18 protein-coding genes are annotated in these 19426 nt (G+C 63.2%); 11 read left to right on the top strand and 7 right to left on the bottom strand.

Annotated elements, in window-relative coordinates:
- Positions 1-267: 267 nt before the first annotated feature.
- Positions 268-1317 carry a GTP 3',8-cyclase MoaA gene (gene moaA / locus QM996_RS08085; RefSeq protein WP_500269991.1) on the top strand — a complete coding sequence of 350 codons (1050 nt, stop codon included), beginning with the start codon at positions 268-270 and terminating at the stop codon, positions 1315-1317.
- Between the two features lie 307 nt (positions 1318-1624).
- Here the strand turns inward: moaA and QM996_RS08090 are convergent, their stop codons facing one another.
- Entirely contained in the window at positions 1625-4168 is a 2544-nt protein-coding gene (locus QM996_RS08090) for a methyl-accepting chemotaxis protein (RefSeq protein WP_500269992.1), read from the bottom strand.
- 410 nt (positions 4169-4578) lie between these two features.
- Between QM996_RS08090 and QM996_RS08095 the strand changes: the two genes are divergently transcribed.
- From QM996_RS08095 to mobB, 3 genes are read left to right on the top strand one after another with little or no spacing between them, the layout of a single operon-like run.
- Positions 4579-5487, top strand: a complete 909-nt coding sequence (locus tag QM996_RS08095; protein ID WP_500269993.1) for a DMT family transporter — start codon at positions 4579-4581, stop codon at positions 5485-5487.
- Between the two features lie 10 nt (positions 5488-5497).
- The gene (mobA, locus tag QM996_RS08100; protein ID WP_500269994.1) at positions 5498-6163 is read left to right on the top strand and encodes a molybdenum cofactor guanylyltransferase; all 666 of its coding nucleotides are present in this window, start codon (positions 5498-5500) and stop codon (positions 6161-6163) included.
- On the top strand, positions 6160-6687 hold the full coding sequence (mobB, locus tag QM996_RS08105; RefSeq protein ID WP_500269995.1) for a molybdopterin-guanine dinucleotide biosynthesis protein B: 528 nt from the start codon (positions 6160-6162) through the stop codon (positions 6685-6687). The genes mobA and mobB overlap by 4 nt, the downstream gene beginning before the upstream one ends.
- Before the next feature lie 294 nt (positions 6688-6981).
- Here mobB and QM996_RS08110 read toward each other — a convergent pair whose 3' ends face one another.
- On the bottom strand, positions 6982-7725 hold the full coding sequence (locus QM996_RS08110; protein ID WP_500269996.1) for a polysaccharide deacetylase family protein: 744 nt from the start codon (positions 7723-7725) through the stop codon (positions 6982-6984).
- A gap of 149 nt (positions 7726-7874) precedes the next feature.
- On the bottom strand, positions 7875-10376 hold the full coding sequence (locus QM996_RS08115) for an OmpA family protein (RefSeq protein ID WP_500269997.1): 2502 nt from the start codon (positions 10374-10376) through the stop codon (positions 7875-7877).
- A 416-nt stretch (positions 10377-10792) separates the two neighbouring features.
- Here QM996_RS08115 and QM996_RS08120 point away from each other — a divergent pair, with 416 nt between their 5' ends.
- The 4 genes from QM996_RS08120 (at position 10793) to QM996_RS08135 (ending at position 13894) form a co-directional block, all read left to right on the top strand.
- Positions 10793-11575: an ABC transporter substrate-binding protein gene (locus tag QM996_RS08120; protein WP_173516708.1), complete on the top strand. Its 783-nt coding sequence runs from the start codon at positions 10793-10795 to the stop codon at positions 11573-11575.
- Between the two features lie 168 nt (positions 11576-11743).
- A complete protein-coding gene (locus QM996_RS08125) occupies positions 11744-12547 on the top strand; it encodes an ABC transporter permease (protein ID WP_500269998.1) in 804 nt (267 codons plus the stop codon).
- Entirely contained in the window at positions 12544-13374 is an 831-nt protein-coding gene (locus tag QM996_RS08130; RefSeq protein ID WP_500269999.1) for an ABC transporter permease, read from the top strand. The genes QM996_RS08125 and QM996_RS08130 overlap by 4 nt, the downstream gene beginning before the upstream one ends.
- A 253-nt stretch (positions 13375-13627) precedes the next feature.
- Entirely contained in the window at positions 13628-13894 is a 267-nt protein-coding gene (locus tag QM996_RS08135) for an usg protein (protein ID WP_173516711.1), read from the top strand.
- 118 nt (positions 13895-14012) lie between these two features.
- On the opposite strand, the gene QM996_RS08140 is transcribed toward QM996_RS08135, so the two are convergent.
- Positions 14013-14738 carry a DUF2270 domain-containing protein gene (locus QM996_RS08140; RefSeq protein ID WP_500270000.1) on the bottom strand — a complete coding sequence of 242 codons (726 nt, stop codon included), beginning with the start codon at positions 14736-14738 and terminating at the stop codon, positions 14013-14015.
- A 203-nt stretch (positions 14739-14941) separates the two neighbouring features.
- Here QM996_RS08140 and QM996_RS08145 point away from each other — a divergent pair, with 203 nt between their 5' ends.
- From QM996_RS08145 to QM996_RS08155, 3 genes are all read left to right on the top strand, one after another.
- The gene (locus tag QM996_RS08145) at positions 14942-15769 is read left to right on the top strand and encodes a class I SAM-dependent methyltransferase (protein WP_500270001.1); all 828 of its coding nucleotides are present in this window, start codon (positions 14942-14944) and stop codon (positions 15767-15769) included.
- 112 nt (positions 15770-15881) lie between these two features.
- On the top strand, positions 15882-16751 hold the full coding sequence (locus tag QM996_RS08150) for an NAD(P)-dependent oxidoreductase (RefSeq protein ID WP_173516714.1): 870 nt from the start codon (positions 15882-15884) through the stop codon (positions 16749-16751).
- Positions 16748-17458, top strand: coding sequence for a DNA alkylation repair protein (locus QM996_RS08155; protein ID WP_500270002.1), 711 nt, complete (start codon positions 16748-16750; stop codon positions 17456-17458). The genes QM996_RS08150 and QM996_RS08155 overlap by 4 nt, the downstream gene beginning before the upstream one ends.
- 9 nt (positions 17459-17467) lie before the next feature.
- Here the strand turns inward: QM996_RS08155 and QM996_RS08160 are convergent, their stop codons facing one another.
- From QM996_RS08160 to QM996_RS08170, 3 genes are all read right to left on the bottom strand, one after another.
- A complete protein-coding gene (locus tag QM996_RS08160) occupies positions 17468-17956 on the bottom strand; it encodes an Lrp/AsnC family transcriptional regulator (RefSeq protein ID WP_173516716.1) in 489 nt (162 codons plus the stop codon).
- A 65-nt stretch (positions 17957-18021) separates the two neighbouring features.
- Complete coding sequence (locus QM996_RS08165; protein WP_500270003.1) at positions 18022-18660, bottom strand: uracil-DNA glycosylase family protein; 639 nt, start codon at positions 18658-18660, stop codon at positions 18022-18024.
- Positions 18653-19273, bottom strand: a complete 621-nt coding sequence (locus tag QM996_RS08170; protein WP_500270004.1) for a thermonuclease family protein — start codon at positions 19271-19273, stop codon at positions 18653-18655. The genes QM996_RS08165 and QM996_RS08170 overlap by 8 nt, the downstream gene beginning before the upstream one ends.
- Between the last annotated feature and the right edge of the window lie 153 nt (positions 19274-19426).

Raw genomic sequence — 19426 nt, forward strand, 5'->3', positions numbered from 1 at the left:
GCGCAAAGGTCGCTGTAGCACTTTGATTTGCTGCATGTCTTTGTCCTTAAATCGAGGTCGATTTAAGGAGACATGCAGTAGGCTGCAAAAGGCAGTGCCTTGTTTCGCCGTCTATTTCATCTTCAAACCGATTCCGGCCCAGGGATAAAGTGACGCACCGCATTGCCGCCTGAATTACCCTGTTCTTCCGATCAACACTTTGCGACAGTATGCGCCTTGACGCGACCATTCTCAGCAACGACATTGAAAGGGCTGGGAGAAAGACGCTTGAACACAGCCACGATAGACAGGATCGGCGCAACGCCGATCGAGCAGCAAACCGCTCCGATGATCGACCCCTTCGGTCGGGCGATCACCTATCTGCGCGTGTCCGTCACCGATCGCTGCGATTTCCGCTGCACCTATTGCATGGCGGAGCACATGACCTTCCTGCCGAAGAAGGATCTGCTGACGCTCGAAGAATTGCAGCGGCTCTGTTCCGCCTTCATCGCCAAGGGCGTGCGTAAGCTTCGGCTCACCGGCGGCGAACCGCTGGTGCGCAAGAACATCATGTTCCTGGTGCGCGAACTCGGCAAGGAGATCGAGGCCGGCCGGCTCGACGAGTTGACCTTGACCACGAACGGCTCGCAGCTTGCGAAATATGCGACCGAGCTCGTCGATTGCGGCGTCAAGCGCATCAACGTCTCGCTCGACACGCTGGATCCCGCGAAGTTCCACCAGATCACCCGCTGGGGCGATCTCGCCAAGGTGATGGAAGGCATCGACGCGGCCCAGGCTGCCGGCCTCAAGGTCAAGGTCAACGCGGTGGCGCTGAAAGGTTTCAACGACGCGGAGATCCCCGATCTCATGCGCTGGGCCCACGGCCGCGGCATGGACCTGACGCTGATCGAAACCATGCCGATGGGCGAGATCGAGGAAGACCGCACCGACCACTACATGCCGCTTTCGGAAATGCGCCGGCAATTGGAAGAGCAGTTCACCTTCTCGGACATTCCCTATCGCACCGGCGGCCCGGCCCGTTATCTCGAGGTCGCCGAAACCGGCGGACGGCTCGGCCTGATCACGCCGATGACGCATAACTTCTGCGAAAGCTGCAACCGCGTCCGCCTCACCTGCACCGGCACGCTCTACATGTGCCTCGGCCAGAACGACGCGGCCGACCTGCGCACGGCGCTCCGCGCCTCCGATGACGATGCCTATCTGAGCCAGGTGATCGACGAAGCGATCGGCCGCAAGCCGAAGGGCCACGACTTCATCATCGACCGGGAGCACAACCGCCCCGCCGTCGCCCGCCACATGAGCGTCACCGGCGGCTGACCTTTCCGCTTCTCGATTTGGATTGCCGGCAGGCAGCCCCTCATCCGCCTGCCGGCACCTTCTCCCCGCGAAGCGGGGAGAAGGAAACGTGAGGCGACGCTTTCGCTTACTCACGGTGTTCCTCTGGATACGGGGAGCCGGCGGCTGATAACAATCAAAGCGGCTCAAGCATCCGTTGGATGCCGGTGCAAGCGCCCCCTTGGGCACGTCCCCTCGCCCCGCCTGCGGGGAGAGGGTTAGGGTGAGGGGCTGATCCGCACGGCGTTGCCTTCAAAGAATGACCGTCATACCCAAAGACAAGCCAAATCTAAGCCGCGTAGCCGACGCGACCCCGCCCCTGTACCGCAACACCTTCCGTACCGGTGCGGAAGCGCTCGATCTTCTCGTTGAGCATTTCCACCTGCCGGCGCAGCCCGTGGATCTCGGCGGTGTTTTCCTCGACCATCGCGGCATTCTGCTGGGTGATCAACTCAACCTCGTGCACCGCCGAATTCACCTCGTTGAGGCCGGTATACTGGTCGGCGGCCGAAGCCTCGATATTGCTGACGAGATCGTGGATCGTGGTGATGTGGCTGTTGATGACGGTGAGCGCATCGCCGGTTTCCTGCACCAGAGCCACGCCGCTTCTCACCTGGGCCGAGCTTTCGGAGATCAGCCCCTTGATCTCGCGGGCGGCACCGGCGCAACGCTGGGCAAGCTCGCGCACTTCCTGGGCCACGACGGCAAAACCGCGGCCCGCCTCGCCTGCCCGTGCCGCCTCGACGCCGGCATTCAGCGCCAGAAGGTTGGTCTGGAAGGCGATTTCGTCGATGACGCCGATGATCGTGCCGATCTTTTCAGACGAGCGATTGATCTCCGCCATCGCATCGATCGCCTTGGCCACCACCTGGCCGGAATGCTTGGCATAGGAGTTGGTCTCGCCGACGGAGACGGTCGTCTTGCGCGCGCTTTCCGCCGTCGCACGAACGATCTCCGTCAATTGGCGAAGCGCCCGCGAGCTTTCCTCGAGCGCCGCCGCCTGCTGCTCGGTGCGGCGTGCCAGGTCGTCAGCCGACGTTGCCAAGTTGCCGGTGCCGCCGGTGATCTCGCCGGTGACGATACGCACGTCGGCAAGCGTCGCCCGCAGCGCCTCGACCGCATTGTTGTAGGTGCGCGCCATGATCACGTAGTCGGCCGGCAGATCCTCGGCCATGCCTTCCTCGAGATTGCCGTCGGCGAGAGCTGCGAGAACATCCGAAAGCGCATTCAGCGCCTGCATCTGCTCGGCTTCGACCCGGGCGCGCTCGGCGGCGCGGCGCGCTTCCTCCTCGGCCGAAAGCGCGCGTGCCGCTTCCGCCTCGCGCCCCAGCCGCACGTTTTCGACGGCATTGTCGCGGAACACGGCAACGGAGCGCACCATGTCGCCGATCTCGTCACCGCGGTTGCGGCCCTCGATGGCGACATCGAGATCGCCGCTGGCAAGCCGCGTCATCGTTTCGGTCACCCGTTTCAGGGGCCCGCGCAGGGTTTCGACCAGCATCAGGCCGCCGATGATCGCAAGCAGCGTGCCGGCGATCATGGCGACGATCGAAACGTCGGCCGAACGCTGGCTGTCGACCTTGCCGGCTTCCTGCGCGCTGCTGACGAAACTTTCGAGGGTGGTGCTGGCAGCGGCGACGAGCGACGAGGCTTCCGCCTTCGCCGCTTGCCAGCGGCTGCCGACGTCGATCAGCGCTGCGGTGTCCTTGGCGATGTTGTCGAGCGAGGGGCCGAGCTTCGCCGGCAGGTCACGGAGAGCCGCGTTCTTGCCGCCGAGTTCGCCGAGCTTGGCCGCCGTTTCGCGAACCGCCTCGATGTCGGCCATGACCGGCTCGCGCCCGGCCGCATCGAGCTTGCGGTGCAGCTCGCTGATATGCAGCCGGGTGCTGTCGAGCCCCTTGAAGGTGTCGCCCATCAGCGTGATCAGAGTCTTGAGCTGCGAGATCTCGGCGTCCATGCCGACGAAGCGCTTGGCGGCCGTGTCCGAGTTCTTCGCGGCCTCCTTGGCAAAGTCCGCCTCATATTTGGAGAACTTGCCGAGGATCGGCACCAGCGCGTTCTTCTTCGCCTCGCTGTCTTCGGCACCGGCAAGGATCGCCTGAACCTTGAGCGCCTGATCCTTCACGTCGGCAATCGGCGCCTGTACCTTTTCCGAGGCGATCTTTTCCGCCTCGTCGATCTGTTTCAGCAGATGCGGCAGCAGCTTGCCGGCCTGGTCGATCTTGGCATCCGGATTGACGGCCATCGTTACCGGCAGGCGGAACTTCTTGATGCGCTCGGCAAGGCCCTGATAGGCGGCGGCGTCGAAGAGCAGCGCCTTGGCAAAGGCTTCCTTCTCACCGGATTCCTTGCGGATGAAATCGATCTGCTTGTAGGCGCCATTGCCCTGCTCGGTCATGTCGGCGAGTGCCGCTTCCAGCGATGCCGTCACCTGGTCCCGTTCGAGCTTGGTCGCCCAGAGCTTTTCGGTCTGGCCGCGCATCGCCTTCCCCAGCGCAAGAACGGAAGCGATCTCCGCCTTGTCCTGATCACGCGTCAGCAGGCTATCGAGCGCCTTCACGCCGCTTTCTTGCTCGTCGATCTGGCCCGCGAGCGCTGTTTTCGTTTCTTCGCTCGGCGCATCCGAGAAGGTCTGCAGCGCGCTGCGCAGCGCCTGGAAATCCGAGAGATTGTTGATGGTTTCGCGCGTCACGGTCATATGGCCGTTGAGCGTGCGGGCGGTAAAGAAGCCAATGAGACCAATACCGGCGATCAGCGCCACCAGCGGAACCACGAAAAGCAGAACCTTGGTGACGATCCGCAAGCGTTGCAGCAGGCGATCGATGAAAGACATTGCGCACCCCTGAATTATTCTTATGGGAAGCAGGCCCGCGCGGCGGCTTTTCTTGGTGGGAACACCGATGGGGTAGTTGCCGCAGGCTCTCCCAAGCCCTCGGCAGACATCCCTGGAATGGCCACCCTGCAAGGTTTACTGCGGCGCCACCCCGCCGATCGCGTCATGCGAATGGATGCGGAATTGTGGCGACGATAGGCAGCGAAACTTAAGATTCCGCGAATAAGCTCACGTTCGCCCGCGGCCGTTTCCAACCGTTCTACTTGCCCTGAAAGAAAAGCGGCCAGCGCATGCGAACCCGTTTGCACAAGACCGCGGCCAATGCTTAAACATTGGGCGATCCCATCCCGTGGATTCGCCTCCCCATCCGTCGGCAGCGACCCGCTCGCCGGCGCCGCAGGACACCAAGCATGCAAGCCTCCACCAATTTCCGCGGCATTCTGTTCATGTGCCTGGCAATGGTCACGTTCTCCTGCAACGACGCGCTCGTCAAATCGGTCACCGGCGCGATGAATGTGGGCCAGATCATCTTCGTGCGCGGGTTGCTGACGACCGCGATGGTCGTGCTCGCCGCCTGGCAGTTTCGTGCCTTCAGGCCGCTCGGCACCCTGATGAAGCCGGTGATCCTGCTGCGCATCGCCATGGAGGCGCTGGCCTCGGTCACCTATATCTCCGCCCTCGGCCAGATCCCGCTCGCCAACGCCTCGGCGATCATGCAGGCGCTGCCGCTCGCCGTAACGCTCGGCGCCGCCCTCTTCCTCGGCGAGCCGGTCGGCTGGCGGCGCTGGACGGCGATCATCGCCGGCTTCATCGGCGTCCTGATCGTGCTCAGACCCGGCCCCGAGGGTTTCACTCCGGCGGCGCTGACCGTCGTCGCCTGCGTGTTCGTAACGGCAACGCGCGATCTCTGCACCCGCCGCATCGGCCATGAGGTGCCGTCGCTTTACATCACCGTATCGACCTCCCTCGTCACCACCATCGTCGGTGCCGTGCTGATCCAGCCGATGGGCGGCTGGCAGCCGATGTCGGCGACCACCTTCGGCCACATCGCCGCCGCGAGCATCCTGCTGATGCTCGGTTACCAGACGATCGTGCTGGCGATGCGCGCCGGCGACATCTCTGTCATCGCCCCCTTCCGCTACACCAGCCTCATCTGGTCGATCGCGATCGGCATCTTCTTCTTTGCGGAAGTGCCGGATAGCTGGATGCTGGTCGGCGTCGCGGTCATCATCGGCTCCGGTCTCTACACCTTCTATCGCGAGACGCGGCGCGGCAGGAAAGCTGTCGCCCAGCGCTCGCTGGCCGGCCCGTTGGAATAGGAGCATCCCGATGCCGGAGACCAAACACCCATCGCTGATCAGCGCGCCGCGACCGGCCGTCATCCTCGCCGGCGGATTGTCGCGCCGCATGGGAAGCCCGAAGTCCGACCTTCAACTCGGCGGCCAAGGGATGCTTTCGCGCATCATTGAACGGCTTCGGCCACAGGTCACGAGCATCGCGGTCAACCTCAATGCCGAACCGGCGGACGCCATCGTCGGCGATATCCCCATTATTGCTGATACGGTTCCAGGTTTTCTCGGCCCTCTCGCCGGCGTACTGGCGGCCATGCGTCACACGGCGGCGACCACGCCGGAAGCAACCCATGTCGTGGCCGTTCCGACCGACACGCCCTTCTTCCCAGACGATCTCGTCGCACGGCTGACCGGCGCCTTGACGGAACGTCAGCAGATTGCCGTTGCGGCATCCGTCGGACAGATGCATCCGCTGTTCGCGCTCTGGCCGGTCGCGCTCGCTGACGATCTGGAGAACTGGCTGACGAACGACCCGAAACGCCGCGTCCGTGCCTTCATCGAACGCCATGCCTCGGTAACGGTCGATTTTCCTGTCATATTGACGTCGAAAGGCGCATTCGATCCCTTCTTCAACATCAACACGCCTGAGGATCTCGCTGAGGCGCAGGAATGGTTGAGCTTGTTCGAGGATAGCAAAGCATGAGCGCGATGAAGATCTTCGGCATCGCCGGCTGGAAGAACTCCGGCAAGACCGGGCTAATGGTGCGGCTCGTCAGCGAACTGACGCAGCGCGGCTATGTGGTTTCCACCGTCAAGCACGCGCACCACGACTTCGACATCGACAAGGTTGGCGCCGACAGCTACCGCCACCGCGAGGCCGGTGCCCATGAGGTGACGATCGTCTCCGGCACGCGTTTTGCGATCATGCACGAATTGCGCGGCGCGCCGGAGCCGAGCTTCGAGGAGATCCTTGCGCGGCTCGCCCCTTGCGATCTGGTGCTCGTCGAGGGCTACAAGCGCGAACCGATCCCGAAGATCGAGGCCCGCCGCCTGGAATCGGCAAACCGCGAGCCGCTGGCCCCCACCGATGCGCACATCTGCGCGATCGCAGCCGACCATCCGGTTGCCGATACCGATCTTCCGATCTTCGATCTCGACGACACCGCGGCAATCGCCGATTTCGTCGAAAAAGTCATTGGTCTGCAGCGCAAGGCCGATATTCTCTAGAGCGCCGTTCTTTCATGTGAACGCACAAAGGACGCTCTAGCACTTTGATTCTAGAGCATCTTTCTGCTCTCAAGTGATACCACTTGAAAGCAGGATGCTCTAGGCCCGCATCATTGCTTCGGCAGCTTTTCGAGCGCCTGTTCCGCCTCGACCATGCCTTTGAGCGGTCGCGTCATACGTTGTGCCGTCGGTTTTCGGCTTGGCACCGATCAACGGGCGTCCGCCTTGCGGAACCGAAGCTCCGTCAAATGTCGTGATCCGTGGACGTCTGTTCGGTCTACGCGGCAAAAACCGTCAATTCGTCGCGCCGACGGTCATTTCGTCCGGAATGTCATTGAGGCGGACGAAGCTGTAGCCCTTCGCCTTGAGGTCGAGGATGCCGCGCGCGACGCCGGCGCCGGCGGAATGGGTCGGCTGGTTGATATGGGCGATGATGACATCGCCGTCCTTGGCAGCCCGGATGCGCTTCTCAGCGATAGCTGCGCCCAGCAGCGAACCGCCGTCGCCATTCACCGAATAGCCGGCGATGCGATACCCCATCGCGCGGATCTGGCCCATCGAGGAATGGGTATATTTGGCGGTCGCACCGCGGAACCAGTGCGGCGCCGGCAGGCCTTGCGCCTTGATCGCCGTCGCCCCGCCGTCGACTTCGGCCGCGACCGCTGCCTCGGAGCCGGCCGCCGCCAAACCATAAACGGAGACCTTCACGTCGATCGGCGGCACGTGCATCGCGCCGTGATCCTCGATTTCAAAGAGGTCCGGATGCGCCTTCATCACGTCGACGACGAGGCCGTTGCGCTTCAGCCAGCGCGCGGTGACGAAGATCGTCGCCGGGATGCGGTTTTCGATCAGCGTGCCGAGGATGCGCATGTCAGTCGCGCCGCTGCAGGCGTCGAGCGTCAGCGCCACGCGCGGCGCCGCTCCCTTGCTATCCGGGTTTGTCGGCAGCCGCAGATCCGGCTCGACGAGGCCGGGCGCCGCGCTGGCCGAGTGTGCAAGCAGGGCGAAGGCGAAAAATGGGAGGGCAGCGGCTTTCATGGCAATCCGGGGAAGCAAAAAAGGTGGCAAATCTTTGAAACGACAGAAACCCGCCTTTTGCGAGGCGGGTTTCCTGGATGTAGCCGGGCAGTCCTGCCCGAAGCTTGATCAGCGCTGCGCGAAATTGGTTAGCGCTGCGCGAAGCTTGGTTAGCGCTGCGCGACTGGGCGGACCAGCGGCGTGACGCGGCGAATGGTGACGCGGCGGTTCTGCTGTTCGGCTTCCTGCGTGCGAACTTTCAGGAAGCGCTCGCCGTAGCCCTGGGTCACCAGGTTTTCCGGCGGGATGCCGTAGACCTCGGTCAGCAGCGACGCGACCGATTCGGCGCGCTTGTCCGAAAGCACGAGGTTGGAGCGGTCCGAACCGACAGCATCGGTGTGGCCTTCGATGAAGAAGGTTTCACCCGGATCCTTGGCAAGGATCTTCTCCATTGCGGCCGCGACCTTGCGCATGGTCTTGGCCTGCGACATCGACACCTCGGCGCTGCCCGTCGGGAAGGTGATCGTGTCGAGGTCGACACGACGAACCTTGTCGCGCAGGCGGGCGGAGTGGCGGACCTCGTCGATCGTGTAGACGCGCTCGACGGGCTCCACCGGCGGCTCGGCCAGGAACTCGTAGTAGTCGCGATCCGGATCGTCCGAAACGTCGGCGATATAGTCGCGCACCGGGATGCGCAGGCGCATCGGCGGCAGTTCGTAGCCGACGTCGATGATCGCCGGACGCGGACCTTCGTCTCGCTCGGGAGCATAGATCATCAGGTACTCGTTGCCGTCGCGGTCGACGCGCGAGCGCTGCAGGATGTCGCCGTAACGATTGTAGACGGTGACGATCCGGTAGCCGCCCGGACGCAGGATGGTTTCGCGGGTGCGGCCGCGCGGAAGCTGATCGTAGTAGGTCTCTTCCGCATCGTGACGCAGACGCGGACGATCGTCGCCCCGCACGAAGATCTGGTCGCCGACGCCGAGGATCACGCGGTTGTCGACCTGCTCGACGACCTTCACCTCGGTCACGTTGTTGGTGATGTTGTTGACGGTCGTGTTGTTGTTGATCACCGTGTTGTTGATGACGGTGTTGTTGACGATGTTGGTCGTCTCCGGAACCACAAAGACCGGCGCCTCATCGACGCGTGTGCCCTTTTCGTTGAGGTTGGCCTCGATCTTCTGCGGCAGGTCGGCCGGGATTTCGGCGGCGATCGCAGCCTGGGCTGCAGCGTCGTCTGCCGGCGGCGGTGCGTCTTCTTCCTTGGCGCGCAACTCCTCGCGCAGCTTCTGGCGCTGTTCGCGCGCCTGGTTGCCACCCGAATTGTCGGCGTCCTTGTCGCTGTCGAGCACGGCCGCACCGTTTTCGACCGGCAGAACGACGGTCTCGTCGGTCGCCGCCGGGTCTTCGGCGATCTTCACCTTCTCTTCTTCCGTGCGGGTGTCGACCACTTCCGGAACCGGCTGCTGCACCTGCGGCTGCTGCTCGGCGGTCGCCGGCTGCTCAGTGCCCGGGACCGGCTGGCCTTCACCGGTTTGCGGCTGCTCCGTGCCGGGCACAGGCTGGCCCTCGCCGGTCTGGGGTTGCTCCGTCCCGGGCGCAAGCTGGCCTTCGCCCGTCTGTGGCTGCTGCTCCGTCCCCGGCGCCGTTTCGGTCGCAGGCTGTTCGCCTGCCTTCTGCTCTTCGGTCACGGGCGGCTGCTCGCCGGCCTTCTGCTCCTCAGTGGTTGCAGGCTGCTCGGCCGCCTTGCCGCCTTCCGGCGGGCATGCGGTGGACGCATCCTGACCTTCCGGAACAACACAGTCGCCGGGCTGAGCCTGCTCGGCAGCTTTCTGCTGCTCGGCAGCCTTCTGTTGTTCTTCAGCTGCCTTCTGCTGTTCGGCAGCCTGACGGGCTGCCTCGTCTTCCGCGGCCTTCTGCTGCTCTTCCGCAGCCTTCTGCTCGTCGGCGGCCTTCTGCTCTTCAGCCGCCTTCTGCTGTTCGGCGGCCGCACGGGCCGCTTCTTCCTCAGCCGCCTTCTGCTGCTCGGCAGCCGCGCGGGCTGCCTCTTCTTCAGCCGCCTTCTGCTGCTCAGCGGCCGCACGGGCAGCCTCCTCTTCAGCCGCCTTCTGCTGCTCGGCAGCCGCACGGGCTGCCTCTTCTTCAGCCGCCTTCTGTTGTTCAGCGGCCTGGCGCGCTGCCTCTTCCTCGGCAGCCTTCTGCTGTTCAGCGGCCTGGCGCGCAGCTTCTTCTTCGGCAGCCTTCTGTTGCTCGGCGGCCGCACGGGCAGCCTCTTCTTCGGCAGCCTTCTGTTGTTCGGCGGCCTGGCGCGCAGCCTCTTCTTCAGCGGCCTTCTGCTGTTCGGCGGCCTGGCGCGCAGCTTCCTCTTCAGCCGCCTTCTGCTGCTCGGCGGCCGCGCGGGCCGCCTCTTCTTCCGCCGCCTTCTGCTGCTCGGCGGCCTGGCGAGCGGCTTCCTCTTCAGCGGCCCGCTGCTGTTCGGCCGCCTGACGCGCGGCCTCTTCCTCGGCCTGGCGCTGCTTCTGCAGCAGCAGCTCTTCGTCCGACTGACCACCGCCCTCCTGTGCAACCTCGAATGGCTTCATCAGGCTATCGGCGACGGCGGGCGGAACCGCGACGGACACCGACAACACCGGCAGCGCGACGGTCGCAAACAGTTTGGATCGAATCGACATTTGTCTTCCTTCCTCTTCCTGGGAGGTCCTGGTCCCGCATCCTCTTCCCGCTCTATGACACGCCGAAGAATGATGCGTACGCGAATGCTCACGGGGCCTTGACCCAAGGTTCCGGCTTTTTTGTGTTGCCCGCGACGCATGCCGTCACGCGCAAAGGCCGAACCACGCGCCGGTTCCTTGATTAGGGCTAACGGAGGCAAGATTAACCGCCGCTGAACGCGCCGTTCATGTTCATTGCGAAGGCCGCCATCGCAATCTGCGGTCGAAATCCGATTCCCGGCGAGCACCTTCGCTTTCCTGTTGATTTTTACAGGAAAAGAGTACGAATATCGCCGCAACCGGAGGCAAACGCCCCGGTCGAAATTGGTGTCCGTGAAGAAGAAAAGACCGGGCACCGACCAACAGAGAGGACTATCATGCGTATTTCCAGACGGCTGGCAGCCGCCGCATCGGCTGCCGTTTTCGTGCTCATGGCAGGCTCGGCCATGGCCGACGGCGAAAAGGTCGTTATCGGCACGGAAGGCGCCTACCCGCCCTTCAACAACCTCGAAGCGGACGGCACGCTGACGGGCTTCGACATCGACATCGCCAAGGCGCTGTGCGCGGAAATGAAGGCGGAGTGCACCTTCGTCACGCAGGACTGGGACGGCATCATTCCGGCGCTGATCGCCAAGAAGTTCGACGCCATCGTCGCGTCCATGTCGATCACCGCCGAGCGCAAGGAAAAGGTCGACTTCACCAACAAATACTACAACACGCCGCCGGCCATCGTCGTGCCGAAGGATTCGCCGATCACCGAGGCGACCGAGGCAGCGCTTGCCGGCAAGGCGCTCGGCGCGCAGGGTTCCACCACCCACTCCAACTATGCCGAAGCGCATATGAAGGGTGCGGACATCAAACTCTATCCGACGGCTGACGAGTACAAGCTCGACATCGCCAACGGCCGCATCGACGCCGTCATCGACGACGTCGTCGTGCTCTCCGAATGGCTGAAGACGGCTGACGGCGCCTGCTGCAAGTTGCTCGGCACCCTGCCGATCGACCCGGTCATCAATGGCGAAGGCGCCGGCATTGCTGTGCGCAAGGGCGACGACGCGCTGCGCGAAAAGTTCAACAAGGCGATCGAAGCGATCCGCGCCAACGGCAAGTACAAGGAAATCAACGAAAAGTACTTCCCATTCGACGTTTATGGCAGCTGATTGACGGGCTTCGGCGCGATTTCCTAGTGAATCATGCCGGAGAAACGTCAGTTCATGCGAAAAATGCAACGGCGGATGGCTTGCCCTTCCGCCGTTTTTGTTTGACAAGAGCCTAAAACACAGCGCGATCGGTACACACAAAAACGGCGCAAAGGGGAAACTTCTGACATGAGCGGGTTGTTTGCCGGCTTCTATTCCATCCTCTCCTGGATCGGGTCGATCGTCGATCCATTCTGCGGCCCGGTCGGGGTCTTTCGTTGGCTGGCGCCCGGCACCTTGCTGGCCTGCGGCGACACGGGCTGGGGCGACGATATCGCCTACGGCTTCGTCGTGACCGCGAGCCTTGCCATCGCGACGCTGCCCGTCGGCCTGCTGATCGGCTTTTTCGTCGCTCTCGGAAAGCAGTCCGAAGAGCGCACCGTGCGGCTCGCCGCCAATATCTACACGACGATCTTCCGCGGCCTGCCCGAACTGCTGACGCTTTTCATCGTCTATTACGGCCTGCAGATCCTCGTTCAGCAGTTGCTGGGGACGTTCGGCTACGGGGGGCCGGTCGAGATCAACGCCTTCTTCGCCGGCATGATCGCGCTCGGCGTCGTCTTCTCCGCCTATTGTTCGGAAGTGCTGCTCTCCGCCTTCAAGGCCATTCCGCATGGACAGTACGAGGCCGGCGATGCCCTTGGTTTCCATCGCAACAGGACCATGCGCCTCATCATCCTGCCGCAACTCGTGCGCATCGCTCTGCCCGGTCTCGGCAATCTCTGGATGGCGCTGCTCAAGGACACGGCCCTCGTCTCGGTCGTGGGCCTGACGGACATCCTGCGCCAGACCGGCGTCGCCGCCCGGGTGACCAAGCAAGCCTTTGAATTCTATGGTGTGGCCTGCGTGCTATTCCTGATCCTCGCGATGATCTCCTCGATCGTCTTTGCGAACCTGGAGCGCTGGACCAAACGTGCGGAGATGGGCCGATGAGTGTTGTTGCAACGATGATCCCGCCGCAGGCCCCGCCTCCGGTTCCGCCAAAGCCCTACACACTCGCCCGCTTCGTCGGCAGCATTGCGCTCGGCATCTGGCTCGCACTCGGCGTCGGCATCTTCCTGACCGTCGTCAACGGCTGGGACCCGGAGAAGTTCGCGAAATACGGTCCGCGTTTCCTCTCCGGCCTCGGCGTCACGCTGATGCTGGTCTCGATCTCGATCGTGCTGGGCGCCATTCTGTCGCTGCCGATCGCCTTTGCCCGCATGTCGAAGAACAGGCTCTGGTCGTGGCTCGCCTACGGCTATGTCTATTTCTTCCGCGGTACGCCGCTGCTCGCGCAGCTCTTCCTGATCTATTACGGCCTCGGCAGTTTCCGCCCGCAGCTCGAAGCGGTCGGCCTGTGGTGGTTCTTCCGCGATGCCTGGAACTGCGCGCTCTTCGCCTTCACGCTCAACACCGCAGCCTACCAGGCGGAAATTCTGCGTGGCGCGATCCAAAGCGTGCCGCGCGGCCAGCGTGAAGGTGCCGCCGCCCTCGGCCTGCCCGAGCGCATCGCCTTCTGGAAGATCATCCTGCCGCAGGCGATGATCGTGGCGCTGCGCCCCTATGGCAACGAAATCATCCTGATGATCAAGGGTTCGGCGATCGTCGCGATCGTCACCGTCTTCGACCTGATGGGCGAAACCCGCTACGCCTTCTCGCGCACCTTCGACTTCCAGATGTATATCTGGGCCGCCATTCTCTACCTGATCATGGTCGAGATCCTGCGCAACGTCTGGAGCCTGCTGGAGGCGCGGCTGACCCGTCACCTCAAGCGCTAAAGTTTGTCAGCGGCTTTGCGATAGCGATATGCGAAATATCAAAGACTGAAAGCGCAAGGAGCGAACCTGAAAGATCGCGACGCGCCTTAGGTCCGCAAGTCACCACCGAAAAAGCTTGGCAGCACTCCCCGTAAGGTGCTGCCAAGCTTCTGTTATTTCTACGAAAGTTTCATTTCGGGGCAAACATTAGCCCTTGATTAAGAAATCAAGCGTTTCATCATAGAGACCAACCTTTGCGAGAAGTGAGGTCCTCATGACAAACGAGATGGAACTTCAGCTTAAAGGCTATGGCCTGACGACGGCCCAGATCCTCTATCACATGCCGGATCATCCGACCTTCCTCCAGACCTATGTCTGGCAGCACTACGACATCGCGCCGGACTTTCCGGAGATGCGCAGCTTCCTAAAATTCTGGCAGGAAAAACTGGATGGGCCGCTGCATTCGGTGCGCTATGTGCACCGCAAGCTGATCTCGGCGACGGAATGGCGGGCGCTAAAGGGCGAGTTCATCCTGCACTGAACCGCCGACCGGATCTGACGAGCCTAAGTGGCCGTTCGGTCAAGCCACCCGCATTGCGATCGGCACGCCTGGACTACCGCGATGGCGCAGGCGTTCAGAATTTCCAGGCGACGCGCCCTCAAACATGCACCTCCCCATGCGCCAATTCACCTTCGGTCGGTTCCCTGTGTAGCGAGCCGTAAAGCACCAGCGCATAGAACAGCAGCACGCCAACGATCACGGGCCAGCCGGATATGGGACCGAGCGCCGCATTCTGGGCGACATCGGCCCAGGAGCGCACGTGGCCGAAAGGCTCGCCATTGGTCGAGATCTTCGGCGAGGAAATCTTCAGCGTCCAGGCAAGCAACAGGATCAGATACATCCAGCAATAGTTGCGCTGCAGCCGCCGGCAGACGGCCTCACGGTAACTCATCAGGAAGGCCGGCTTGCGCAGGCTCTTGGCGATCGCCACCGCCCAGTTGAGGTTCGGCGTTCCGTCCGGTGCAAGAATCTGCGCGAAATACCCTCGTTCCAATTGCCTGACGCGCGCCCGGTACACATCGAAGAAGCGATAGCGCCGCGCTTCGATGAGCAGCAGCAGCGTGATCAGCAGTATCGCGAAGAGCAGCACGCTATGGTGCGACGACGGGGTCGACAGGGAAACGGAGAGCAGCGCGGCGGCGACGGTGATCGCCCAGTTCGAAGTGCGGTCGATGCGATCGCGCCAGCCGGCCATGCGGCCCAATTCGCCGCGGTAATAATGCACGACCGCGTTGATCTGCTCCTGCGATGACTGCGGCAGCGGCGGCCCCTTCGGCTCCTTGATCTCCGTCGTTATCACCAATGGACCAAGTTCGGCGGACATTGGCGTTCCTCCCATGTTTTCTTATGGTTATGATGATGACTCCATTCCTCCGCCCGATAAATCCCGCAGCCCCACGCGTCGCCGTTTTTTCCCTTCGAAAGGGCTAAATTTCTGTATCCTTTCGCAATCCATGTGTGAGCGGCCGCGGCAAACGATCGCCGACGGCGATTGCCAAAGCCCTTTTGCGGACGTAAGAAGCGGCGATGACCCAGAAGAGCACGAAAATCGACGAGGAAGCGCTGGCGGAAGCCTATAACCGCGCCCTCTCCCTGGAAAAATCCGGCAACTTCGATGCCGCTGCCGACGCCTATGCCGAAGTGCTGGCGCTCGACCCGGAAGACCACGGCGGCGCTGCCGTGCGGCTGGCTTCGATGGGACGCGGCGAAACGCCCGTGAAGGCGCCTGACGCCTATGTCGCCACCCTCTTCGACCAGCATGCCGAGGTCTTCGACAACGTGCTCGTCGACCAGCTCGGTTATTGCGTACCCCTGCTCGTTCGCCAGCGGCTGCAGGCGCTCGAACTCGGTCCGTTCGATCGCGTGCTCGATCTCGGCTGCGGCACGGGCCTCACCGGCGGTGCGCTTCGCGACATGGCTGACGATATCACCGGCGTCGACCTCTCGGAAAACATGGTCGAGATCGCGCATGAGAAGGATCTCTACGAGACGCTCTACGTCGCCGAGGCAGTCGATTATCTCGACGACAACGACGACGAGCCCTTCGACCTGATCGTCGCGACCGACGTGCTTCCCTATATGGGCGCGCTCGAAGCGCTGTTCTTCGGCGCCGTCGACAATCTCGTGCCGGGCGGCCTGCTGATCTTCTCCAGCGAGACGCTGCCCGCCGAAACCTTCGCCGGCCGCGATTTCATGGTCGGCCCGCACCAGCGCTTCGCCCATGCCGAGACCTACCTGCGTAACCGTCTCGGAGCCACCGGCTTCGAGATCGTCGAGGTCGGCGACATCACCGTGCGCATGGAAGAAGGCGAACCGATCGCGGGCCATCTGGTGATCGCCCGCTTCAAGCCCTGATCACGCCGACATGGCATCATGCGAAGGGAGCATCGCACGATGCTCCCTTCGCTCTTTTCCCCATCCGCGCCATCAGTTACACCAGAGCGAAAGCAATGGGAGTATTCGAAAAATGGCAAAGGTCGCATTCATCGGTCTCGGCGTGATGGGATACCCCATGGCCGGCCACCTCAAGGTCCGCGGCGGACACGAGCTGACGGTCTACAACCGTACCTTCGCCAAGGCCGAGAAATGGGCCGCCGAGTTCGGCGGCCGCGCGGTGCGGACGCCGGCGGAAGCGGCCGACGGCGCCGAGTTCGTATTTTCCTGCGTCGGCAATGACGACGACCTGCGCTCAGTAACGACGGGCAAGGACGGCGCCTTTGAAACGCTTGGCGCCGACGCCGTCTTCATCGACAACACCACCGCTTCCGCCGAGGTCGCCCGCGAACTCTACGAAGCGGCGAAGGCGCGCAATGCCCACTTCATCGATGCGCCGGTTTCCGGCGGCCAGGCCGGCGCCGAAAACGGCGTGCTGACGGTGATGTGCGGCGGCGACGAGCCGGTCTTCGATCGTGCCAAGCCCATCATTGAAGCCTTTGCCCGCATGGTCGGCCTGATGGGCCCGGCCGGCGCCGGACAGATCACCAAGATGATCAACCAGATCTGCATCGCCGGCCTCGTCCAGGGGCTCGCCGAAGGCATTCACTTCGGCAAGAAGGCCGGGCTCGATATCGAGAAGGTGGTCGATGTCATCTCCAAGGGCGCGGCCGGCTCCTGGCAGATGGAGAACCGCCACAAGACGATGAACGCCGGCAAGTATGACTTCGGCTTCGCCGTCGACTGGATGCGCAAGGACCTCGACATCGTGCTGGCGGAAGCCCGCCGCAACGGCGCCAAGCTGCCCGTGACCGCCCTCGTCGACCAGTTCTACGGCGACGTTCAGGCCATGGGCGGCAACCGCTGGGATACATCCTCGCTGCTCGCCCGCCTCGAAAAATGAGCCTCGGCCCGTCCTCGACCGCAGACGAGATCATCGCTCACCTGCGGTCTCTCGGGTCTGTAGACAATCTCGCCGGCATGGCGCGCTTCGGCATCGTCACCGAAGCCGCCCTCGGCCTCTCCAATGTCGAACTGCACAAGGTGACGCGGCAGGTGAAAGCCGATCACCGCCGTGCGCTGGAACTCTGGCAATCCGGCATCCGCGAGGCGCGCATCCTGGCCGCCTTCACGGCCGAGCCGAAAGTGCTGACGCTGGAAGAGGCGCGCCGCTGGGCGGACGATTGCAATTCCTGGGAAGTCGTCGACACCGTCGCCGACCTTTTTGTCGCCGCCCGCTTCGAGCGCGAACTGATCCCGGAATTCGCGGCCAACGAACGCGAGTTCGTCCGCCGCATCGCCTTTGCGATGATTGCAACCGCCGCCGTCCACCTCAAGAAGGAACCGGACGCGACCCTCCTCAACTGGCTGCCGCTGATTGAAAAGCATGCAGGCGACGAGCGGAATTTCGTCAAGAAGGCAGTCAACTGGGCGCTCAGGCAGATCGGCAAGCGTAATGCCGCCTGCCACGGTCCGGCACTGGCGCTGGCGGAGCGCCTGGCCGCAAGCACGAACCGCGCCGCCCGCTGGACGGGCAAGGACGCGGTCCGCGAACTTAAGAGCGACAAGGTGCTTGCGCGCCTCGGCCTCGATCAAAGCCCAGCGGGTTAGTGGATACCCTCAGTCCTCGGAGGACTTCGCCTGGTCGATCACCATGTAGTCGAGCGGAAGCTCGGTCGTGTACTTGATCTGCTCCATGGCGAAAGCGGAAGAAACGTCGCGGATCTCGATCTTGGCGATCATGCGCTTGTAGAACGCGTCATAGGCAGCGATATCCGGCACAACCACCCGCAGAAGATAGTCGACGTCGCCGCTCATGCGGTAGAATTCGACCACCTCGGGAAACTCGGACACCACCTCGGAGAAGCGGCGAAGCCATTCCATCGAGTGCGAATTCGTGCGGATCGACACGAACACCGTGACCTTGGTGTTGATCTTCACCGGATCGAGAAGGGCGACGCGACGGCGGATAACGCCGTCCTCTTCCATCTTCTGGATGCGCCGCCAGCACGGCGTGGTCGAAAGTCCCACCTTCTTGGCAAGGTCGGCAACGGCCAGCGTGGAATCCTCCTGCAGCAGGCGCAGGATTTTGCGGTCTAGGCGGTCCATGAAAGTCCCTCTCGAATTATTTTTCCCTCTATAGCGCGAAATTAATGAAGATAAAGAAAATTGTTTCAGGCCGTGAGCATAATCACCCGCTCCCGCAGGAACGGCAGAACATCGGCCTCGAACCACGGATTGCGCTTCAGCCAGCCGGTGTTGCGCCAGCTCGGATGCGGCAGCGGCAGGATCGCGGGGTCCCTATTGCGCAGCGCGTAGCGCCGCCAATCCTTCACCGTCTCAGTCATCGATTTCGGACAGTCCGGACCAATATGCCAGCGCTGCGCATAGTGGCCGATCGCCAGCACCAGCTCGACCTGCGGCATCAGATCCATCACCCGCTGCCGCCACAGCGGCGCGCATTCCCGGCGCGGCGGCAGGTCGCTGCCGTGGGCATCATAGCCCGGAAAGCAGAAGCCCATCGGCACGATCGCGAATTTCGCCGGATCGTAGAAGGTGTCGCGGTCCACCCCCAGCCATTGCCGGAGACGATCGCCGGACGCATCGTTAAAGGGCAGCCCGCTGTCATGCACGCGAAGCCCGGGCGCCTGCCCGGCGATCAGGATGCGCGCGGTCGTCGAGATCACCGCCACCGGCCGCGGCTCATGCGGCAGACGGTCGTCATCACCGCGCATCGGGCTGTCGCGGCAGATGCGGCAGGCGGCAATCGCAGCCCGCAGGCGCTCCAGGTCTGAAATGTCGTTCTCAGGCATCGCCGATACCCGCAAACAATGCGGTCAGGCGCTCCAGAAGCCAGCCCCTGATCGTCTCCAGCCAACCGCCGACCAGATGCGGGCCCTCGTCCGGATGGCCGTTCGTCCGGCGCCATTCCTGCGGCGTCGTGAACTCGCCTCCCCAAAGGCCGCGCCGCTCCTTCTCCGCCCGTGCCTCTTCCGCCTGGTAGCGCCCGTAGCTGACCGCGTAGCCGGAGAGCACCATTTCCCGGCCGACATCACGCCCGCCTGCCTCGCAGGTGCCAAGGTCGCGGCCGTAGCGGTCGCGTCCATGGAAGCGGCAGCGCACATCGCCCGCCGAAATCAGCACTCTCAGGCGATCACGCGCCTCGCAGCCGCAATCCCAGGTCCCGCCGTCGCGCTCGCAACTCTGGTCCAGTTCCGGCGCATCGATCCCCTCGATGCGGATGCGCCTGCCATCGAGGCGAAGGCTGTCGCCATCGCTTGCCGTGGCGAGACCACGCGCCTCGCCGGTCGCCACGCGCTCCGCGACGGGCAGTTTGTCGGCGAAGTAGGCACCGATCGAAAGGATCAGAAGAAAGATCCACCCGATACGCATGCCGCCACGGCCGACCGGTCGCGATCGACCCACTGAGCCTCCGCCTCGCCCGCCGGTGAAGCGGTATCTCGTCCGGCCCGATTTCACGTTTCCTGCACCTCTATCGTCACATGCTCCCGACACACTCGGGGCGCACCATGATTACACATGATTCCAAAAGCTTGGAGGCGAAATCTCATGCGCCGG

Origin of the sequence: Sinorhizobium chiapasense, assembly GCF_045277575.1 — a bacterium.
Classification (GTDB): Bacteria; Pseudomonadota; Alphaproteobacteria; order Rhizobiales; family Rhizobiaceae; genus Ensifer; species Ensifer chiapasense_A.

What these genes read in the sequence shown, in the direction of transcription:
- QM996_RS08090 (WP_500269992.1), bottom strand. Translation starts at nt 4,168, where the DNA reads ATGTCTTTCATCGATCGCCTGCTGCAACGCTTGCGGATCGTCACCAAG.
- QM996_RS08095 (WP_500269993.1), top strand. Translation starts at nt 4,579, where the DNA reads ATGCAAGCCTCCACCAATTTCCGCGGCATTCTGTTCATGTGCCTGGCA.
- mobA (WP_500269994.1), top strand. Translation starts at nt 5,498, where the DNA reads ATGCCGGAGACCAAACACCCATCGCTGATCAGCGCGCCGCGACCGGCC.
- mobB (WP_500269995.1), top strand. Translation starts at nt 6,160, where the DNA reads ATGAGCGCGATGAAGATCTTCGGCATCGCCGGCTGGAAGAACTCCGGC.
- QM996_RS08110 (WP_500269996.1), bottom strand. Translation starts at nt 7,725, where the DNA reads ATGAAAGCCGCTGCCCTCCCATTTTTCGCCTTCGCCCTGCTTGCACAC.
- QM996_RS08115 (WP_500269997.1), bottom strand. Translation starts at nt 10,376, where the DNA reads ATGTCGATTCGATCCAAACTGTTTGCGACCGTCGCGCTGCCGGTGTTG.
- QM996_RS08120 (WP_173516708.1), top strand. Translation starts at nt 10,793, where the DNA reads ATGCGTATTTCCAGACGGCTGGCAGCCGCCGCATCGGCTGCCGTTTTC.
- QM996_RS08125 (WP_500269998.1), top strand. Translation starts at nt 11,744, where the DNA reads ATGAGCGGGTTGTTTGCCGGCTTCTATTCCATCCTCTCCTGGATCGGG.
- QM996_RS08130 (WP_500269999.1), top strand. Translation starts at nt 12,544, where the DNA reads ATGAGTGTTGTTGCAACGATGATCCCGCCGCAGGCCCCGCCTCCGGTT.
- QM996_RS08135 (WP_173516711.1), top strand. Translation starts at nt 13,628, where the DNA reads ATGACAAACGAGATGGAACTTCAGCTTAAAGGCTATGGCCTGACGACG.
- QM996_RS08140 (WP_500270000.1), bottom strand. Translation starts at nt 14,738, where the DNA reads ATGTCCGCCGAACTTGGTCCATTGGTGATAACGACGGAGATCAAGGAG.
- QM996_RS08145 (WP_500270001.1), top strand. Translation starts at nt 14,942, where the DNA reads ATGACCCAGAAGAGCACGAAAATCGACGAGGAAGCGCTGGCGGAAGCC.
- QM996_RS08150 (WP_173516714.1), top strand. Translation starts at nt 15,882, where the DNA reads ATGGCAAAGGTCGCATTCATCGGTCTCGGCGTGATGGGATACCCCATG.
- QM996_RS08155 (WP_500270002.1), top strand. Translation starts at nt 16,748, where the DNA reads ATGAGCCTCGGCCCGTCCTCGACCGCAGACGAGATCATCGCTCACCTG.
- QM996_RS08160 (WP_173516716.1), bottom strand. Translation starts at nt 17,956, where the DNA reads ATGGACCGCCTAGACCGCAAAATCCTGCGCCTGCTGCAGGAGGATTCC.
- QM996_RS08165 (WP_500270003.1), bottom strand. Translation starts at nt 18,660, where the DNA reads ATGCCTGAGAACGACATTTCAGACCTGGAGCGCCTGCGGGCTGCGATT.